Here is an 18,564-nt window from a genome sequence, read left to right on the forward strand (position 1 = left end):
GGCGGCCTGTATCAGGCGATACTTTTCACGCAAGAATACCCGTAAGAAAGATCAGACGATAAAACCCTGTCCAGCGAATCCGGATCGACATGACACAAAACAGCTTCTTTCATTTCCCCGCGCGCAATCCGGACGAGACGCATCGCGCGGCGACGCCGCTGGAACTGATGTTCGACCTCGCGTCGGTCATTGCCATTGCCGCCGCCGCGCATGGCCTCGCGCATGCGGTAGAGGAAGCCCATGCCGTGCAGGGTGTGATCGGCTTTCTATGCAGTTTCTTCATGATTTGGTGGGCCTGGATGAACTACACGTGGTTCGCCTCGGCCTATGACGACAATTCCTCGGCGTTTCGCATTCTCACCATGGTCATCATGTTCGGTGCGCTGATTCTGGCCGCAGGCATCGGGGCGGTTTTCACGCATGAGCGGATCTGGCTGGCCCTTTTGGGGTTCATCGTCATGCGGCTCGGGATGGCGGTGTGTTGGCTCGGGGCGGCGCGGGCGGACCGGTCACGGCGCAGGACGGCCTTGCGTTACGCGGGTGGCATCGCTGTGATGCAGATCTATTGGATCGCGTTCGTCGCGTTCGTACCACCCACCGCGGCGATCTATCTGCCGCTCTTCCTGATCGGGGCCGCAGGTGAACTGACCGTTCCGGCACTTGCCGAGCGCCACGGCACCACAAGCTGGCACCGCCACCATATGATCGAGCGCTACGGCCTTCTGAATATCATCGTTCTGGGCGAAACCTTCATCGCGATCACAGCGATGATCCAGCTTGACAGCGGCGCGGCCTTTCCGGATGCCGACCTGCTCTGGCTGGCAACCTTGTCGGCGACCATCTCCTTTTCGCTGTGGGGATTGTATTTCACCGATGAGGACCACCTTGCGAGCGACGAGCTGGGGCATGCCCTGATCTGGGGATATGGTCATTTCGCACTCTTCTCGGCAGGGGCAGCGACAGGGGTCGGCATGCTTGTCATGTTGCATGCCTTCGACCCTGCCGCCCATGTCGACCTGCAAACCGGCATTCTGGCGACGGTGATCCCCGTCGCGATCTACATTGCGACTCTGTGGCTCATTCGCGACAGGATACATCTCGATGGCGCGGGACGCTGGTTGCTGCCGGTGGTTGCCGGCCTTGTCCTTCTTATCGCCTTGACCGCGCCGATGGCGCTGGAACTCATCGCCGTGCTTTTGGTGGCGACCGCACTGGTGCGCCGCAGATTGAACCGTATATCAACAGGAAATGCCCCATGACCACGATCCTTGGCCTCTCAGGCAGTCTGCGCCGCGCATCCTACAACACGGGGTTGCTGCGCGCCGCAGCCGACCTCACCCCTGATGGCGTGACCATGCAGATCGGCTCGATCCACGAAGTGCCGCTCTATGACGCCGACAAGGAAGCCGAAGCCGGGCTGCCCGATGCGGTCCAGAGCTTGCAGGATCAGCTGGCAGCCGCCGATGCGCTGCTGTTGGTTACGCCGGAATACAACAATGGGATTCCGGGCGTGTTCAAGAACGCCATCGACTGGATGTCGCGCGGACCGGGTCTGGACCTCTTCGTCGGCAAGCCTGTCGCCGTCATCGGCGCATCCCCCGGAGGGTTCGGCACCCTGCTGGCGCAGGATCACTGGCTGCCGGTCCTGCGTACGCTGCGCACCCGGCCCTGGCTGGACGGGCGGCTGCTGGTCTCGCGGGCCGGGCCGCTGTTCGACGATGACGGCAATCTCGTGGATGAAACCACCCGCGCACGGCTGTCCGAATTCATCACAGGTTTTGCGGAAACCTGCCGCTAAAGCGTTTCGCCTTAAACTTGAGGCACTCACTTGAGGCGAAACGTTTTAGTGACCCAATGACGGGCGGCAGGCCGTAGGTGCATTTTGGTGTCACGAACACCTAAGGCTCTGCAGCGTCCACACTTTTGCCTCAGGCTTGTGAATCCGCGTTCTGCGCCAACCGCCTCTGACACCCACGGGCAGCAACATCGCCGGTCGATACCCTACCCCCTGCCATGCGGTTCATCCCAGTCGATCACAGGGTTGATCGGAATGATCCGGTTCGGATTGATCGTCGGGTGGCTGTAGTAGTAGTGCCTCACGATCTGATCAAAATGTACCGTTTCGCGGATGCCCGGCCATTGATAAAGCTCGCGCCCCCACCCCCAAAGGTTAGGATAGTCCCGCAACCAGGCTCGGTTGCATTTGAAATGCGTATGATAGACCAGATCAAACCGCACCATGGTGGTGAACAGCCGCCAGTCCGCCTCGGTCAGGCGGTCCCCTGTCAGGTAGCGGGCGCTGCCCAGCAGCCCTTCCAGCCAATCGAGGCTGTCAAATAGCGTATGAACCGCTTCGTCATAGGCCACCTGCGACGTTGCGAAACCCGCCTTGTAAACCCCGTTGTTGACGGTGCTGTAGACCCGCGCGTTGATTTCGTCGATCCGGGGGCGCAGATCCTCGGGATAGTAGTCCTCGTGATTGTCAATCAACCCGTCGAAGGCGGTGTTGAACATGCGGATGATCTCCGCGCTTTCGTTCGACACGATCGTGTCGCGCTTTTTGTCCCAAAGGACCGGTACCGTAACCCGGCCTGATGTTTTGGGATCGGCCCGCAGATAAACGTCGCGCAGGAAGCGGGCGCCGTGAAGGTCGTCACCGGTCGCACCCGAGAAATCCGCCCGAAACTCCCATCCCTGCTCCAACATGTCCGGGTGAACGACCGACACACCGATATGCGGCGTAAGGTCCTTGATCGCACGAAAGATCAGCGCCCGGTGCGCCCAGGGGCAGGCATAGCTGACATAAAGGTGATAGCGCCCGCTTTCGGCGCCGAACCCGCCTTCGCCGCTCGGACCAGGGGCGCCGTCCGGCGTGATCCAGTTGCGCCACGAGGTTTCACTTCGCTTGAAGCGACCTCCCGTGCTTTCAGTATCATACCAGTCATCGCGCCATGCGCCATCAATCAGAATTCCCATCATCTTCTCCTTTTGTTTCAGCCCCGGACGCCCGCGCAAAGCCCGTCAGCACTGTCAGCCAGAAGCGAACGAGCCTTGACCCGACAGCCATGTCCTTGCCTCGTCAACATCCTCTGGCGTCAGGTCATGACCCGCAGGCAGGATGCGGCTGTCCAATGTGGCACCGCCCTCGCGCAGCGCCTGTTCCAGCGCCGGGGCCATGCGCCCGAAGGGGTCACTGGCACCGTTCAGCATCAGCGCGCTTGTGCCCGCAAGATCGCCATGAGATGCCTCCACCAGCGCCTGCACGGACCGCAGCAGGATCGCCCGGCGCACGGCCCCCGGATGCAACTGCATGACCGCCCCCAGCAGATTGGCCCCGTTGGAATACCCCAGAAAGCTGATTGCGCTTTCGTCAAGCCCATAGCCCGACACCGCGCCCTGAATGAAGGCCACGAACGCTTCGGATTCGGCGCAGATATCGGCCTGATCATACGTCACCGCATCAAAGCGGCGGAACCAGCGATTGATACCTTCCTCGGTCGAGCGTCCGCGCACCCCCAGAAGGCTGGCGCGAGGGTTGATCTGATGCGCCAGCGGCATCAGATCGGATTCGTTCCCCCCCGTGCCATGCAGCAGCACGATGGTGCTGCCATCGGGATCTTCGGGCCGGTGGAACCGATGGACAAAGGGCAGATCGCGCATGGGAAACCTTTCCTCGCCCGGAAGGGCAAATTGCGGCAACATCAATTTCAGGTCTTGCGCCCGGTCCGCGTCCTGCGGCGGAACGAACAGTGTTTCACCCAAGTGATCAATGGGTTCATCCACGATGAAACCGGGACCATCGGTGGCGTATTCGATCAACGTATCAGCAGGCTCCCGAACATAGAGCGACAGGAAATATTTGCGGTCATGGACATTTGTCGCGCCGGAAATATCTTTCAACGTCAGCCGCATCCGGCGCACGGAGTCCGCATCAGGGGCGCGGAAGGCCACATGGTCCGGAATTCCAGCGCCGGGGATGCTCGGCACAAAGCCAGAGGCATCGCGCACGTCGACCACATCACTGTCCGACACCAGCCTTCGGATTGCGCCCTCGGCAGTGTGGTCCCGATACCCGAAACGCGTCACAAAACGCGCCGTTTCATCCGGGCGCTCGGACAGGATCGTCACGCCACGAAGGTGCGTCGGCGCGACCGGGTCTGGCAGAGGCGCGGCGGCAACCCATTCGGCGCCGACCAACTTGACGATCAGCCCGTCGGGATCCTTCAGACGCAACACCGGCTCTCCGAACTCGCGCTTTGGCCCTTCGACGGGCACCCGCGCATCCATCGCCCGCGTCAGCCAGTCGCCAATGCTGGCCGGGGGCACCGCAAAGCTGACTTCCGCGACCTGCCCATGGCCAACGCGGCCGCGACCGCCGCCTTCCCACACCAGAAAACTGATGAGCGAGCCGGGCGAACCCGCTGCATCGCCATAGAACAGGTGTAGCTGCTCGGCATCCTCAAACCCGCCCGTCCGCTTGACCAGCCGCAGCCCCAGAAACCCCGCGTAGAAATCCACATTCGCCTGAACATTGGCGGTGATACAGGTGACGTGATGGATGCCGGTGGTCATCGCGGGCTCCTTCATTGCATTGCAACGCACCCTCGCGTGGCGCGTCATTGGATCTGAAATAGGGGCTCTGACGGACCAACCAAAGTGATTTTCGCCGAACGCCGCGTTCTTCAATGTCGAACGCCCGAGACGCCAGAAAGCCACGCCCTCAAGGGAGGGTGAGCCAAGCCGCGCCTCACACTCGGGTCAGCGCTGCGGTGCTTGCGCGCCCGTTTCGCCCAGCACGATATCGAGATGGTGCAGGATCATGTCGATTCCTTCGGCGTCGATGGTCAAAGGCGGGCGGATTTTCAGAATATTGTCGTCCGGCCCCTCGCGCCCCATCAGAATGCGGGATTCGCGCATGCGGTTCATCACATAGGCGGCGATGGCGGTGGCTGGGCTGCGCGCCCGGCGGTTGTTCACCAGTTCGACCCCGACAAAGAGGCCCATACCGCGCACGTCGCCGATCGCCTCATGCCGCGCCATCAGCGCCTTGAGACCCGTCATCAGGCGCGCGCCCATTGCGGCCGCGTTCTGCGCCAGCCCTTCGTCGTCGACAATATCCAGCACCGTCTTGCCCACCCGGCAGGACAGGGTGGAGCCACCGAAGGTCGAAAAGAACTCCGGCCCTTTTGCGAACGCCTCGGCGATCTGCGGGGTCGTGACCACGACACCAAGGGGGTGGCCATTGCCGATGGGCTTGCCCAGAACGACCATGTCGGGCGATGCGCCCAGCGCCTGAAACGCGAAATAATGCTGGCCCAGCCGGCCCAGCCCGGTCTGCACCTCGTCGGCGATACACACGCCGCCGGCGGCGCGGATGCGCTTGTAAACTTCGCTCAGATAGCCCGGCGGCGGGATGATCTGGCCACCGACCGACGGAAACGTCTCGGCGATAAACCCGGCGAGGGTATGGCCACGCTTGCGCAACGCGGAAATCGCAACCTGCACCTGCGCCGCATAGAGCCCGCCTGCCTGCGGATTGTCCCGCCGATGCGGGCCGCGATAATCATCGGGCAGATCCACCAGCGCGACGTGATCGGGGCGGCCGATGCCCCCCTTGGCGTTGAATTTATAGGCCGAGATGTCGATCGCGCCGGTGGTGTTGCCATGATAGCCGTGATTGGGCGTGACGATGCCACGCCCGCCGGTCGCGCCGCGGGCAAGGCGCAAGGCCAGCTCGTTCGCCTCGCTCCCGGAATTGACGAAATAGCAGACCGACAGGTGCGGCGGCATTTTCGACAGCAGCTTTTCCGCAAATTCCGCCTGCGCCGGGTGCAGGTAGCGCGTGTTCGAATTCATCCGCAGCAATTGGTCTGCCACCACCGCCTGAATACGCGGATGCGCGTGGCCGACATGGGGCACGTTATTGTAGGCATCCAGGTAAGGACGCCCCCAATCGTCGAACATATGATGGCGCCAGCCACGCAGCAGCATGACCGGATCGCTGTAGCTGAGCTTCAGATTTTCGCCGAAATGGTCGCGGCGCATTTTCAGCACCGCCGCCTTGTCAGGCGCTGTGTAGGCCACCTTGGCATCGGGCAGGTTCATCAGCGCGGCGGGGTTGGGGCAGATGGCGCGCCACAGGTCCGCCTCGTCCGGGTCGGCCACACCGGGCCAGTCATTGCCCATCCCTGCCAGCGTCAGTGCCAGCTGGAAATGCAGATGTGGCGCCCAGCCGCCATTGCAGGTTTCATCGCCAAGGGCGGCAAACGCCTCGCCCGCCTTCAGCGTCTGACCCTTGCGCAGATGGGCGAAGCTGGCGGGGTCCAGGTGGCCATAAAGCGTGTGAAATGCGTCACCCTCGGGCGTGACATGGGCCAGAATGACCATGCCGCCATAGTCCAGCGGCGTGTCGCGTTTCTCGGTAAAGACGACGGTCGCGGCCAGCGGTGTGAATACCGCCCGGCCAGCCGGGGCGAACACGTCGACGCCCAGATGCACGGTGCGCCAGTTCGACGCCTTCCAAGGCCCCTTGCGGAACGCAGGCGCGGTGTAAATCAGACGCGGCTCGCCATAATAGCCCAACCACAGATCGTCGGGGCCGAACCTGTCGCTGCCAATGAGTGCCGCTTCGGGCTGGTCGAGGTGAAAGGGATCACGCGGCGTCGCAGAGGCCTCGATGGACAGGGCGCCCATGGGGGCGGCGTTCAGATCGCCCTCCATGACGGGGGCGAAACTGTCGCGTGCGCCCTCCAGCCATGTCATCACGCGGGCGGCTGCATCGCTGATCGGCAGGCCGCACACCGCGCGCAGACGGTAGGCCAGCAGATCGCCCCCCGGTTGCGGCCCCTCAAGGAACCGCCATGCGGGCGCCTGAGAGATCGTCACATAGGGATCGTCCGGGTTGTCCTGCGCCATCAACGTCGAATTGACCACACTCACCGCCAGCCGCATCCGGAGCAGCGGCAGCAGCAGGTCCAGTTCAGGCCCGGTCAGCGGATTGGCGCGATGATAGCCACGCACCAGTGCCTCCAGCGCGGCCTCGGGCGCGGGGTGGTCCAGCACCACATAGGCGGCCACAATCGCCAGATCGCAGATGCGCGGCGCGGCGCACATATCGCCCAGATCGATCAGGCCGGATACAGCGGCCCGCGGGCCGTCCAGCGACACGAGGATATTATAGTCGTTGACGTCGTTATGGATCGCCTGCACCGGCAGCGCGCCCAGCACCGGGGTCAGGCCATCAAATTGCGCGGCAATGCCACGCAGCAGCGATTGGCGGGCAGGGTCCGAGACCGTTTCCAGACGGTCCGAAATCCAGCCGCCCTGCATGAGGTTCCATTTGAAATCGCGGTCCAGATCGGGGTGCGCGAACCCCTCCAACGCTGCGGCAAGGGCGCCGACCCGGACGCCCAGATCTTCGATCAGCGCGGGCGAATGGGGGCGAAATTCGGCATAGCACAGCCCCGGCAGCGCCTCTTGCAGCCAGACCAGGCGCGGCTGGCCATCCGCATCGGTGGCGGTAACGACCTGCGCGCCGCTGCGCGCGGCAATCGGGCGCGGCAGGGGCAGGTCCGGCGCAGCCGCCAGCGCATGATTCAGCGCCCCCACCTGCATATCGATAAAGGAGGCATCACATCCCGGTCGCATCACTTTCAGGATATACGTGCCGCGCGCCGCCACGGCGCGAAAGTTCAGATCATACTCACCGTCCAGCTGTGTCAGCTGCGCGTCGATGCCCCATTCGGCCTTCAGTACCTGTTCCCAGTCGTCCCGCATGTCACCGCCCCTGATAATTCGCAACCTTGATGGAAAATGCAGCGCCGAATGACAAGCAGTATCGGCCTAGAACATATGCATCACACCCCAGCCAATCACCAGCAACGCCGCAAGGCCCAAAACCAGCCAGCCTGTAGGGATTTTCAGATGGGCAATCCGTTCGCCAACAAGTTGCGCCAGAACCGCCAGCCCAAAATACCGCACGCCGCGCGATAGCGCGATTGCTGCGACGAAGATCAGCGGATTGCCCCCCACCGTCCCGGCGCCCAGCGTGGCCAGCTGCATCGGGACCGGGGAAAAGGACACAAGGAAGATGGTCCAGAAAAAACCCCCGCCAGACAAATCATCCGAGATCTTCCGGAATTCATCCTCCAGCCCCACGGCGCGCAGGACCGGGTGCACGACCGGATCGGCCAACAGCAATCCGACACTGTAAAACAAGGTCGCGCCCACCAGGCACCCCAGCCAGATCGCCAAGGCAATCCGCAATGCGCGGCGCGGGTGGCCAATCATCAGGGGAACAACGATCGTTTCCAGCGGGATCGGCACCACCGTACTTTCGGCAAATGACAGGGTGGCAAGGCCGACATTGCTGCGTGACAAACGCCCTGTCCATCCCCGGGGTGCAGACGAACCGGTATCGGTACTGTAGGAATTGGCAGGCTGCGCGGCAGATCGGTGGGCGGTCATACCCGCAAACGCCCGCACCGGCGGGAAGTTCCCACGCTCCCCTCGACTGCCGCAACCGGTAACCCGGGGGCCTTGGCGGTGCGGGTGGGTTTTTCTGCAACAGATAGTCACGCCGGACGCGTGGTCGGAACTTTTCGCCGTCGCAGCAGGTTGAAACCCCGAAGCGCCATGATGGCGCAGGCCGGGCCGGGCAACCGCGCCAACGCCAAGCGGAGGCATCCGATATGATGAACATGATCGACATCGATCCCGTTGCGACGAACCTCAAGCGCGCCTACCGCGAGGCTGCGCCACGGGACCTGCCGCCACAGATGCAGCATCTTCTGCGCAGGCTCCAACAACAGGAGGAAGAGCAGGAGGAAGCCGAACAATAGGCTCCGGGCGGAACCATTGACGGGACCGATGCGTTTACGCCGATGCCGACATCAAGGTTGGCAAGGGGAAATATGCCTGTAGAAACACCTGCTTCAACCGCTCAACATGGCGCGTCGGTTCTCTGTGCCCAGACCGCGACGCCCGCAAACGAACCCGATAGTGCGTCGTCGAACGATGTCAAAGTCCTCCTCACCGCGGAGGAAGTCTATCCGGCAATGGAACGGGCTTTCCTGTCTGCGCAAACGGAAATCTCGGCCGGGTATCGCGTTTTCGACCTCAGCACCAAACTGCGCAGCGACGAAGGGCGCGCCATCGGCGAAGACTGGTTCGATCTGATCGTGCATGTCCTGCGCAACGGTGTCGCCGTCAGGTTTATCTTGGCCGATTTCGACGCTGTTCTGGCACCCGAACTTCACTATGCGTCGTGGAAGTCGCGCCGCGCCTTCGTCTTTGCGCGTGAACTGGCCGGGCCGGGGGCACGTCTGTCTGTGACCAATGCAACCCACTCTGCGCGGGTGGGAATCGCACCCCGCCTCCTGCTTTGGCCCCGGCTGGTGAAGGAGGTGAACAAGACCGCCAAGAAACTGAACAGCGCGACGGCACCCGAACGCGCGCGCCGTCTGGAGTGCAGCCCCGCCCTGCGCCCCTTGCTGCGCGAGACACCGGACGGCACGCTATCTGCACGCCGCTGGCCTGTGCCGCCGCTAGTCCCCGGCACGCATCATCAGAAGATATGCGTCATCGACCGCCAGACTGCCTTTATAGGCGGGCTGGATCTGGACGAGCGACGCTATGACGACAAACGCCACGAGCGCGTGCGCGACGAAACATGGCAGGACGTGCAGCTGATGTGCAGTGGTCCGGTTGCCGAGGATGTCGACAGCCATCTGAGCGAGTTTCTGGACATCGTCGCCGGGCACGCCACCCCAAAGGCCGAGGGGCGTTTGCTGCGCACCCTGTCGCGCAAGCGCAAGACCGACTGGCCGTTTCTGGGACCGAAACCCATGGTGCGCACCATTGCCGAGGATCACCACCGTCTGATCGATCGTGCCCGCGGGCTGATATATCTGGAAACGCAGTTCCTGCGTGACCGGCCGCTCTGTCACAGGCTGGCGCGCGCCGCGCGGGCCAATCCGGCGCTGTCGCTAATCGTCGTGATACCCGCAGCGCCCGAAACGGTGGCCTTTGACGGCAGTACCGGATCCGACGCGCGCTATGGCGAATTCTTGCAGGCCAGATGCGTGGCCATCCTGCGCGGCGCCTTTGGCGAGCGGTTTACCATATGCTCGCCCGTGCGCCCCAAGGCATTTGAAACCAAGGGGCGCGACACGCTGTGCGGATCACCCATCATCTATGTCCATTCCAAGGTTTCGATTTTCGATTGTGACCGCGCCATCGTATCGTCGGCCAACCTGAACGGCCGGTCGCTGAACTGGGATACCGAGGCCGGGATCATGCTGAACGAGCAGGCGCATGTCGCCCAGTTGCAAGCCCGCATTTTCCAGCACTGGCTGGGCAAAGACGCAGGCACCGAATTCTACGACACCACAACCGCAGCTGCCCTGTGGGCCGAGCGTGCCCGCCATAACGCAAGCGCCCCGCCCGAGCGGCGCAAGGGGTTTCTGGTGCCCTATGACGTGCGCCCCGCCGAAGCCTTTGGCAGACGCCTGCCCGGCATACCCGAGGCGATGGTTTGAGCTCCGCAAGACGCCTCGGACACGAACGAAGAAGCCTGAGGTGACCGATACACAAACACCGCGCACAGATGATCCCGACATGCCCGACACCCCGGCAAGCGAGGCCGCTTGCAATGTGAGCGATATCTGAACCGCGACTCCAGTTGGTGGCGGGCCGGGTACTGATCGCAAGCGGGCTGGTCGGCGCCCGCGCGGTATCTGCGGACGCTAGGTTAGGATGATCACGCGGAACAAATGGCGCCTTGGCGGTGTTTCCGTTGTCAAGAGCGGCACGACCGCCGCTAATTAGGAGCCTAAAGTGGATCTCATTCGCATCATCGTCGCCATCCTTCTGCCGCCCCTCGGCGTTTTCCTGCAGGTCGGACTAGGCAAGCATTTCTGGATCAACATTCTGCTGACGCTACTGGGCTATATTCCCGGAATCGTACATGCGGTCTATATCATCGCATCACGGGGTCCGGGCCGTGGGGCATCCTGATAAGGTAGCGGACGACCTCTGGCCCCGAACCGCAGGTGCGCCAGTCCCTCCGCTCGAGCGGGATCTGGCGCGCATCGACAGCGTCGCGCGTTTGATGGATGCCCATTTCAAACTACCGCTGGTCCCGGTCCGGTTCGGCATCGACAGCGTGGTCGGGTTGGTGCCGGGTGTCGGCGATCTGCTGATGCTTGTACCTGCGATTTGGATCATCGCGAAGGGGTGGCGGCACGGAGCGCGCAGGCGGGTTCTACTGCGCATGACCGCGAATAGCGGGGTCGACCTCGTGGTTGGATCGATCCCGCTGATCGGTGATCTGTTCGACGCAGGCTACAAGGCCAATCTGAAAAACGCGCGTCTGCTGCGGCGCGAACTGGAGCGTTAACACCACCTTCCTGGAGCGTTAACACCACCTTCAAAGCGTACTCGCCCAATACAGCCCCAGCAGAATCGCGATCGGCACGCCGAACCACAGCGCAATCCGGGCGACGCTGGCTTTGGGGGCTTTCGGTGTCTTGGGCAGCACCTCGGGCGCGTCCTGCGCACCTGCATCGCCCGGACCTGCGCGCACGTCATGCGGGTCGCCCCCGTCGCCTCGGCGCTGTTGCGTATGAGGTACCTCGCGCTGGCCAAGGTGTCGTCGTGCCTGCCTCGACTCATCCCGCCCATGCGGGACGTTTTCGGGATCGGCATCTGCCTCGCGCCGACCTTTGTCATTTGAGCTGTTGTCCGGGATATCGTTCACCATGGCGTCGTTCCTTTGTTTTATCATGCGCTAGGGTCAGAACCACAACTCCGCGTCGACCCGACGTGTTCCGCCCGCCAAGCGCGGCAAAGCGGCTCGGGGCCTCACGACATTGGGATCAAACTGTGACCGCGCTGGCGATCTGCACAGGTTGCAGGCGCCCCGCCGCCTCCCCAACTCACGTTGATCCAACACGCAAGGACCCCATCGGATCATGAAACAATTTTCCAAGACTTCCATTTCACGCCCCTCGCGGCACCTGATCGCCACTGCGACAGCCATCGGGCTGGTGCTGAGCATGCCGACGACCGGCCTGGCCGAGCAGCCCGCCACCACAGCGGCCACTGCGTCCGCCCCCGTCAGCTTTTCCGCGATCGTGAAGGAACAGCTGCCGGCGGTCGTTGGCATCGTCACCACCCTGCCCGACCAGCCAATGCAGGGCGGTCCGGTGCCACAGTTGCCGCCCGGCATGGGGGATCTGTTCGGCGATCCGCGCGGCGGCCCGCCCCCTGCGCCCGGCCCCGCACAGGCGCTGGGATCGGGGTTCATCATCACCGATGACGGCTATGTCGTGACAAACAATCACGTGATCGAACAGGCCGCCACCATCGAAGTCGTGCTGGAGGACGAGCGCCGCTTTGACGCCGTTTTGGTCGGCACCGACCCCGCGACCGATATCGCCCTGCTCAAGATCGAAAGCGACGAGGCGCTGCCGCATGTCGAATGGGGCGCGTCGGACGATCTGGAAATCGGCGACTGGACCATCGCCATCGGCAACCCCTTTGGCCTTGGCGGCACTGTCACGGCCGGCATCCTTTCGGCGCGGTCGCGTAATATCAACGCCGGGCCCTATGACGATTTCCTGCAAACCGACGCCGCGATCAACCGGGGCAATTCGGGCGGGCCGCTGTTCAATGCGGCGGGCGATGTCGTAGGGGTGAACACCGCCATCGCGTCGCCCTCGGGCGGGAGCGTCGGTATCGGCTTTGCCGTGCCCTCGGCGGTGGCGCAGCGCATCGTTGCCGATCTGCGCGCCGATGGGACTGTCGAGCGTGGCTGGCTGGGCGTCAGCATCCAGCCAATCAACGAGGATATCGCCGGCGCGCTGGGCGTGGAGGGTACGGACGGCACGCTGGTGGCATCCGTGACGCGCGACAGCCCGGCGGAAAAGGCGGGGCTGAAGGCCGGCGATCTGATATTGCAGATGAACGGCGCGCCGGTTGACGACCCGCGCGCGCTGTCGATGGCGGTCGCTGACCTTGATGTTGGCTCCAACGTGCCGATGACCATTCTGCGCGGCGGCGAGCAACAGCAGCTGGAGGTCGAAATCGGCCTGCATCCCAGTCAGACATTGACAGGGGCGGACGATCAGACCGAACAGGCAGACCCCGGCACGCCGCAACTGGGCGTTTCCATCGCACCGCTTGATGCAGGGCTGCGCGAGCGCCTCGGCCTTCCCGAAGAGCTGAGCGGCATCGCCATCACCGGCGTTCGGCCCGACAGCGCGGCGGCCAAATCCGGCCTGCGACCCGGCGACGTGATAACGGCCGCCTCGGGCACGGATGTCAGCGACCTCAGCGGCCTGCGCAGCGCGGTCGCAGAGGCGGCGGACAAGGACGCGCCGCTGCTGCTGCGCATCTATCGCGGTGGCACCTATACGTTTGTCGCGGTCAGACTGGCCGATGAGACCGAATAGCCTGATCGCCCGCCGCCCGGCCTGACCATGGCCGGGCGGCCCCCTGCATCCGCCGACGCGCTATCGTCGATCCTTCGGCGTCTTTCCTGCGGATGCAAAAGCGGCTAAACCTGCCCGGACCCGGCACCTGACCGTTTTTGAGGCACGCGCATTTGACATACAGAACCCTTTCCCTGCTCGCCGCGCTTTTGTTGGCGGGCTGTGATGCGTCCTTGGCCGAGCGCAAAGAGCCGCCCCCCTCGCAGCCCCCCGCCGAGGAGGCTACCCCCGACGCGCCCAAAACCTGCTGGGACAAGGTTGTGACGCCTGCGGCGATCGAAACGGCTCCGGATCAAACTGCGGCGCCCGCCACCAGCAAGACCGAGACGCATCAGACCCTTGTGCAGGAGCCCAAGGAGACATCTTTCGAAATCCCTTGCCCGCCCGTTCTGACGCCCGAATTCGTCAGATCACTGCAACGCGCGCTGGCGGCCCGCGATCTCTATGGCGGATCTATCAGCGGCAAGATGAACAAGCGCACCCGCGCCGCGATTCGCCAGTTTCAAAAAACCGACGGGCTGGATAGTGACGTTCTGTCGATCGCAGCCGCACGCAAGATGGGGTTGATCGCGGTGGAGCTGCCCGAAGACTAGCGCTTATCAGACGCGCCCGTGCAGAAAACAAAGACATCAGAAGCAGGGCCAGGAATCGTGCCATCATCGCGGGCCTGACCGCAGGCGGATCAATCGCAGGCCTGGCAGGCGCCGCGCGACGATCTCATCCACACTTAGCCGATTGCGCGCGCCACGGCGACGCCGACGGTTGCCGATACACCCGTCAGCAGGCTGCCCCAGGTGAAATCAGTCGCTACCATGCGCCATGTCCAATCCTTGAGCGTTGCCAGATTGGTGAACTCATACGTGCCATACGCCATCGCCCCGATCAGCACGCCAGAACCGAACACCCACGCCAGCGATTTACCCTGCTCCAATGCCGGCCAGCTGACGAACCACAGCAGCACACCAATGTAAAACGCATAAAAGATCACCGCCGGCCCCAAGCGAGGGCTGTCTGCCATTATCGCGCCGATCTGCTGCTGGAACGTGGGTTTGATGATATAGCTCAGGCCGAGGTAGTCGACCCCCAGAAACACTATGAAGGTAGCGGCATACAGGATTATGAGGGTCATGGGCGGCTCCTACTTGGTTCAGGACGAATGACGCATCAGCCTCAGACGATGCCGCCGTCGATCAGGCGCTTGGCCATCGCGGCATAGGCGGCGGCCGCCGGCCCGTCCCCGGTGGCAATCGGCACGCCCGCATCGCCCGCAAGCCGCGTGTCCAAATCGATGGGCAACCCGCCAAGGAACGGCACGCCCAGCTTTTCCGCCTCGGACGCCACACCGCCGTGACCGAAAATCTGTGCTTCGTGGCCACATTCGGGGCAGACATAGGTCGACATGTTTTCGATCATGCCCAGAATCGGTGTCTTCAGCGTGTTGAACATGTCCATCGCCTTGCGCGCATCCAGCAGCGCGACGTCCTGCGGGGTGGACACGATGATTGCGCCCGACGGCTCGGCCTTTTGGCACAGCGTCAGTTGCACATCGCCGGTGCCGGGGGGCAGATCGACGATAAGAACGTCAAGCTCGCCCCAGTTTACCTGTGAAATCATCTGCTGCAGCGCCCCCATCAGCATCGGACCGCGCCAGATCACCGCCTTGGCCGGGTCCAGCATCAGGCCGATCGACATCAGCGTGACGCCGTGGGCGTGCAGCGGTTCGATTATCTTGCCGTCGGGGCTGGCGGGGCGTTTGCTGACGCCCATCATGCGCGGCTGGCTGGGACCATAGATATCAGCATCCAAAAGGCCCACACGTTTGCCCGCGCGCGCCAGAGCAACGGCGAGGTTGGAGGATACGGTCGATTTGCCGACACCGCCCTTGCCCGAGCCAACGGCGATGATCGACTTGACGCTGGCGGGCTTCATCGAGCCTTGCTGCGGTTTGGGATGGCCGCCGATCTTGAGGCTGGGCGGCTCGGCCTGCGGCGGCGGTGGCGCCTTGGCCGACGGTCCGTGCGCTGTCAGCGCAGCACTTACGCGGCTGACGCCGGCCAGCGCAGTGACGGCCCGCTCGGCGGCGGCGCGGACAGGTTCGCTCTGGCGGGCGACCTCGGGGCTGGGCGCCTCGATCACGAAACGCACCTCCCCGCTCTCGACGCTGAGCGCACGCACCCAGTCGCGTGAGATCAGATCGCCCCCATCCGGGAGTTGAATACGGGCCAGCTCGGCCTCGACTTCAGCGCGCGTGACAGTCATGTCGTCCCTTTCTGATATGCCTTGGCCCATACGTGGCAGTTTTTGGATGAAGGGCAAGCGTGATCGCGAGAAAGCCCGAAAAACCGTTTGTTTTGAGTGACGTTAGGTCAGCTCTACTTATGCAAATGCCGCATAGCAGCATTGCCTTTGCGTCCATTGTGCAGCCGCAGCAAAGGCGTATGTAGGGGTCAGAAACACAAACCGGCCCGACCCCGGCAGCCAACGGCGCAAGTGAGGTCGGACCGATGTAAGGTAAGAGGTTATCGACAATGAGCTACGCATCCCACTCACATGCACACCGCCCGACCACGCTTCAGATATTCCTGTCCGTCTTCGGTGACATCAAGACCCGCATGGCCCAGCGCCGGTCCTACCGCCAGACGGTCAACGCCCTGTCGCACCTGTCGGACCACGAACTGTCCGATCTGGGGCTGAGCCGCCATTCGGTCCACAGCGACGCATGGCAGGCCGTCTACGGCACCCGCCCGCGCGGCTGATAGAATTCGCCCGCCATCCACGGCGGGCATAACGGTTTCGGATATCTTTTCTCCTCCCTGTAGATATCCGACATGGCGGCGACCCCTTTTTCTCCTCCCTTGGGGGTCGCCGCTGACAGCCTGTCCCCGGGACGGCACATGGGAAACCCCCAAGAATTCATCTGTATGAACGGCGCGAAACCTGCGCGCAGCGCCTGTGGCCTGCGGCGGTTTTTTGAGTATTTTTGGAACATTGAAAGCGTGGGCGCGCTGGCAGTCAGTCGCCCGGAATGTTGTGCATGTGACGTTCGCCGCGCGCATTGGCCAAGGCGATCTGTTTTTGCCGCTCGCGGAAACGCGCCTTGTCGGCGTCTGTGGTCTCATCCGTGCAGTAATGACAGGCGACGCCCTGCTCGTATTCGGCGCGCTGCATGTCGGCGGGCAGGATCGGGCGGCGGCAGGCATGGCACAGGTGATGCGGCCCCTCAGCGAGGCCGTGGCCGACCGACACGCGCCCATCGAAGACAAAGCAATCGCCCGTCCACGTACTGGCATCCTGCGGCACCTCTTCAAGGTATTTCAGGATGCCGCCCTTGAGATGGTAGACGTCCTCGACCCCTTGGCCCAGCAGGTAGTTTGTCGATTTCTCGCAGCGAATGCCGCCGGTGCAGAACATGGCGATGCGTTTGTTGTGAAAGCGGTGTTTGTTCGCCTCCCACCAGGCCGGGAATTCGCGAAAACTGGCGGTTTCGGGATCGACGGCGCCCTGAAACGTGCCGATGGCAACCTCGTAATCGTTGCGCGTGTCGATCACCGCGACGTCAGGCTGCGCGATCAGGTCGTTCCAGTCGGCGGGCGCAACATAATGCCCCGCCCGGGCGCGCGGATCGATGCCGGGCTGGCCCATTGTCACGATCTCGGATTTCAGCCGCACTTTCAGCCGGCCGAAGGGCTGAACGCTGCTGTGGCTTTCCTTGTGCTCCAGATCGGCGCAGCCGGGCCATGCGCGCAGATGGGCCAGCACCGCGTCTATCCCCTTGCGACTGCCGGCGATGGTGCCGTTGATCCCCTCATGCGCAAGGATGAGCGAGCCTGTAACACCCTCGGCCCGGCACAGCGCCAAAAGAGGCGGTTGCAGCGCGGCAGGATCGCCAAGCGTGGTAAAGTGATAAAGGGCAGCGACAGTAAACATGCGTGCGGGTTTAGGCCCAAGTCACGCGCCCGGCAAGAGGGGCGTTGTTGACGCGGCGCAGGCGCACCCCTACCCATGAGCAGAGTGGCAACGGAGATGACAATGACCGAAGCGCTAATCGTGATCGACATACAGAACGATTTCTGCCCGGGCGGCGCGCTGGGTGTGGACGGCGGCGATACGCTGATCCCCGGCGTCAACGCGCGTATGGCCGATTTCGGTGCCGTCATTTTGACGCAGGACTGGCACCCGGCGGGGCATGCGTCCTTTGCCTCCAGCCATCCGGGCGCCAAGCCGATGGATGTCTTTGAGATGCCGTATGGTCCGCAGATCCTGTGGCCCGATCACTGCGTTCAGGGCAGCCGCGGCGCGCGGTTTCATGCCGATCTGGACACCGACCGCGCCGACATGATCATCCGCAAGGGGTATAGTCCCGCGCTGGACAGTTATTCGGCATTTTTCGAGAATGATCATCAGACGCCCACAGGCTTGCACGGCTATTTGCGGACGCGCGGCATCAATGCTGTGACGCTGGTCGGGCTGGCGCTGGATTTCTGCGTCAATTTTTCGGCGGTGGATGCGGCACGCCTGGGGTATGACGTGCGTGTCGAAACGGCCCTATGCCGAGGGATCGACGCGCATGGGTCTATGGACGCCGCGCTGGCCGGAATGCGCGCGGCAGGCGCTACACTGATCTAGGCCGCTTGCGAGGCAACATACGCGCCAGACCGGCCGCGCCCGCCGCGCCCAGCGCATCGGCCAGCAGATCGCCCCACTCGGCTCCGCGCCCGACATAGGGCTGGATCACCTCGATCGCAGCACCGAACGCAATCACCCCCACCACCACCGTCCACGCGCGATGCGGGTAAACCAGACAAAGCGGCACCGCCAACAGCCCGAAGCCAATGAAATGGTACAACTTGTCGGGGCGGGGCGGGCCGACTGCCGGGCCTTGGGGGCTGAGGGTAAGCACGCATAAGAGCGCCGCCAGAATAACGGTTGCCGCCCATGCCCATGGCGCGGCGCGGTGCAATGTTGACGGAAGACGCATGGATCGGGGCTCCGGGCTATCGGCGGTTAGGCGCACCTACTGCCTGCTGGGCTTCGGCATTGCAATAGAGGCGGCCACGCCCGGCATGAGGAT

General features: G+C 63.4%; 19 protein-coding genes. 10 read left to right on the forward strand and 9 right to left on the reverse strand.

Annotated features, from left to right (window positions below; genetic code table 11):
* The first annotated feature begins 89 nt into the window (after positions 1 to 89).
* Both FGD77_RS04535 and FGD77_RS04540 read left to right on the forward strand, forming a co-directional pair.
* Positions 90 to 1,259, forward strand: a complete 1,170-nt coding sequence (locus FGD77_RS04535; protein ID WP_255006711.1) for a low temperature requirement protein A — start codon at positions 90 to 92, stop codon at positions 1,257 to 1,259.
* On the forward strand, positions 1,256 to 1,798 hold the full coding sequence (locus tag FGD77_RS04540) for an NADPH-dependent FMN reductase (protein ID WP_255006712.1): 543 nt from the start codon (positions 1,256 to 1,258) through the stop codon (positions 1,796 to 1,798). Before FGD77_RS04535 ends, FGD77_RS04540 begins: the two co-directional genes overlap by 4 nt.
* A gap of 203 nt (positions 1,799 to 2,001) precedes the next feature.
* On the opposite strand, the gene FGD77_RS04545 is transcribed toward FGD77_RS04540, so the two are convergent.
* The 4 genes from FGD77_RS04545 to FGD77_RS04560 all read right to left on the reverse strand — a co-directional run bounded on the left by FGD77_RS04545 (position 2,002) and on the right by FGD77_RS04560 (position 8,379).
* On the reverse strand, positions 2,002 to 2,976 hold the full coding sequence (locus tag FGD77_RS04545; protein WP_255006713.1) for a glutathione S-transferase family protein: 975 nt from the start codon (positions 2,974 to 2,976) through the stop codon (positions 2,002 to 2,004).
* 54 nt (positions 2,977 to 3,030) lie between these two features.
* Positions 3,031 to 4,572: a VOC family protein gene (locus tag FGD77_RS04550; RefSeq protein WP_255006714.1), complete on the reverse strand. Its 1,542-nt coding sequence runs from the start codon at positions 4,570 to 4,572 to the stop codon at positions 3,031 to 3,033.
* A gap of 186 nt (positions 4,573 to 4,758) precedes the next feature.
* Complete coding sequence (locus tag FGD77_RS04555; protein WP_255006716.1) at positions 4,759 to 7,776, reverse strand: aminotransferase class III-fold pyridoxal phosphate-dependent enzyme; 3,018 nt, start codon at positions 7,774 to 7,776, stop codon at positions 4,759 to 4,761.
* A 66-nt stretch (positions 7,777 to 7,842) separates the two neighbouring features.
* Positions 7,843 to 8,379, reverse strand: coding sequence for a YqaA family protein (locus FGD77_RS04560; protein WP_255006719.1), 537 nt, complete (start codon positions 8,377 to 8,379; stop codon positions 7,843 to 7,845).
* A 311-nt stretch (positions 8,380 to 8,690) separates the two neighbouring features.
* Between FGD77_RS04560 and FGD77_RS04565 the strand changes: the two genes are divergently transcribed.
* The 4 genes from FGD77_RS04565 (at position 8,691) to FGD77_RS04580 (ending at position 11,398) form a co-directional block, all read left to right on the forward strand.
* Positions 8,691 to 8,840, forward strand: coding sequence for a hypothetical protein (locus FGD77_RS04565; protein WP_255006721.1), 150 nt, complete (start codon positions 8,691 to 8,693; stop codon positions 8,838 to 8,840).
* Between the two features lie 216 nt (positions 8,841 to 9,056).
* Positions 9,057 to 10,538 carry a phospholipase D-like domain-containing protein gene (locus tag FGD77_RS04570; protein ID WP_255006723.1) on the forward strand — a complete coding sequence of 494 codons (1,482 nt, stop codon included), beginning with the start codon at positions 9,057 to 9,059 and terminating at the stop codon, positions 10,536 to 10,538.
* Between the two features lie 298 nt (positions 10,539 to 10,836).
* The gene (locus FGD77_RS04575) at positions 10,837 to 11,016 is read left to right on the forward strand and encodes a YqaE/Pmp3 family membrane protein (protein WP_255006734.1); all 180 of its coding nucleotides are present in this window, start codon (positions 10,837 to 10,839) and stop codon (positions 11,014 to 11,016) included.
* Entirely contained in the window at positions 11,003 to 11,398 is a 396-nt protein-coding gene (locus FGD77_RS04580) for a DUF4112 domain-containing protein (RefSeq protein ID WP_255006735.1), read from the forward strand. Before FGD77_RS04575 ends, FGD77_RS04580 begins: the two co-directional genes overlap by 14 nt.
* Positions 11,399 to 11,428: 30 nt before the next feature.
* On the opposite strand, the gene FGD77_RS04585 is transcribed toward FGD77_RS04580, so the two are convergent.
* Entirely contained in the window at positions 11,429 to 11,761 is a 333-nt protein-coding gene (locus FGD77_RS04585; RefSeq protein WP_255006736.1) for a hypothetical protein, read from the reverse strand.
* Positions 11,762 to 11,972: 211 nt separating this feature from the next.
* On the opposite strand from FGD77_RS04585, the gene FGD77_RS04590 reads away from it, so the two are divergent.
* Both FGD77_RS04590 and FGD77_RS04595 read left to right on the forward strand, forming a co-directional pair.
* Entirely contained in the window at positions 11,973 to 13,454 is a 1,482-nt protein-coding gene (locus FGD77_RS04590) for a Do family serine endopeptidase (protein WP_255006737.1), read from the forward strand.
* A gap of 152 nt (positions 13,455 to 13,606) precedes the next feature.
* Entirely contained in the window at positions 13,607 to 14,086 is a 480-nt protein-coding gene (locus FGD77_RS04595) for a peptidoglycan-binding protein (protein WP_255006739.1), read from the forward strand.
* Between the two features lie 134 nt (positions 14,087 to 14,220).
* Here the strand turns inward: FGD77_RS04595 and FGD77_RS04600 are convergent, their stop codons facing one another.
* Complete coding sequence (locus tag FGD77_RS04600) at positions 14,221 to 14,622, reverse strand: DUF2177 family protein (protein ID WP_255006741.1); 402 nt, start codon at positions 14,620 to 14,622, stop codon at positions 14,221 to 14,223.
* A gap of 41 nt (positions 14,623 to 14,663) precedes the next feature.
* Entirely contained in the window at positions 14,664 to 15,752 is a 1,089-nt protein-coding gene (locus tag FGD77_RS04605; RefSeq protein WP_255006761.1) for an Mrp/NBP35 family ATP-binding protein, read from the reverse strand.
* Between the two features lie 269 nt (positions 15,753 to 16,021).
* Here FGD77_RS04605 and FGD77_RS04610 point away from each other — a divergent pair, with 269 nt between their 5' ends.
* Positions 16,022 to 16,249, forward strand: a complete 228-nt coding sequence (locus FGD77_RS04610; RefSeq protein WP_255006763.1) for a DUF1127 domain-containing protein — start codon at positions 16,022 to 16,024, stop codon at positions 16,247 to 16,249.
* A 256-nt stretch (positions 16,250 to 16,505) separates the two neighbouring features.
* Here FGD77_RS04610 and FGD77_RS04615 read toward each other — a convergent pair whose 3' ends face one another.
* Positions 16,506 to 17,420, reverse strand: coding sequence for a rhodanese-related sulfurtransferase (locus tag FGD77_RS04615; protein WP_255006765.1), 915 nt, complete (start codon positions 17,418 to 17,420; stop codon positions 16,506 to 16,508).
* Between the two features lie 102 nt (positions 17,421 to 17,522).
* Here FGD77_RS04615 and pncA point away from each other — a divergent pair, with 102 nt between their 5' ends.
* Positions 17,523 to 18,119 (forward strand): bifunctional nicotinamidase/pyrazinamidase, encoded by a 597-nt coding sequence (gene pncA, locus FGD77_RS04620; protein ID WP_255006769.1) that lies wholly within the window; start codon positions 17,523 to 17,525, stop codon positions 18,117 to 18,119.
* Here the strand turns inward: pncA and FGD77_RS04625 are convergent.
* Complete coding sequence (locus FGD77_RS04625; protein ID WP_255006771.1) at positions 18,106 to 18,471, reverse strand: VanZ family protein; 366 nt, start codon at positions 18,469 to 18,471, stop codon at positions 18,106 to 18,108. The two genes, pncA and FGD77_RS04625, sit on opposite strands and share 14 nt — an antisense overlap.
* Positions 18,472 to 18,564: the final 93 nt, after the last annotated feature.

Source organism: Roseovarius sp. M141, assembly GCF_024355225.1.
Lineage (GTDB): Bacteria > Pseudomonadota > Alphaproteobacteria > Rhodobacterales > Rhodobacteraceae > Roseovarius.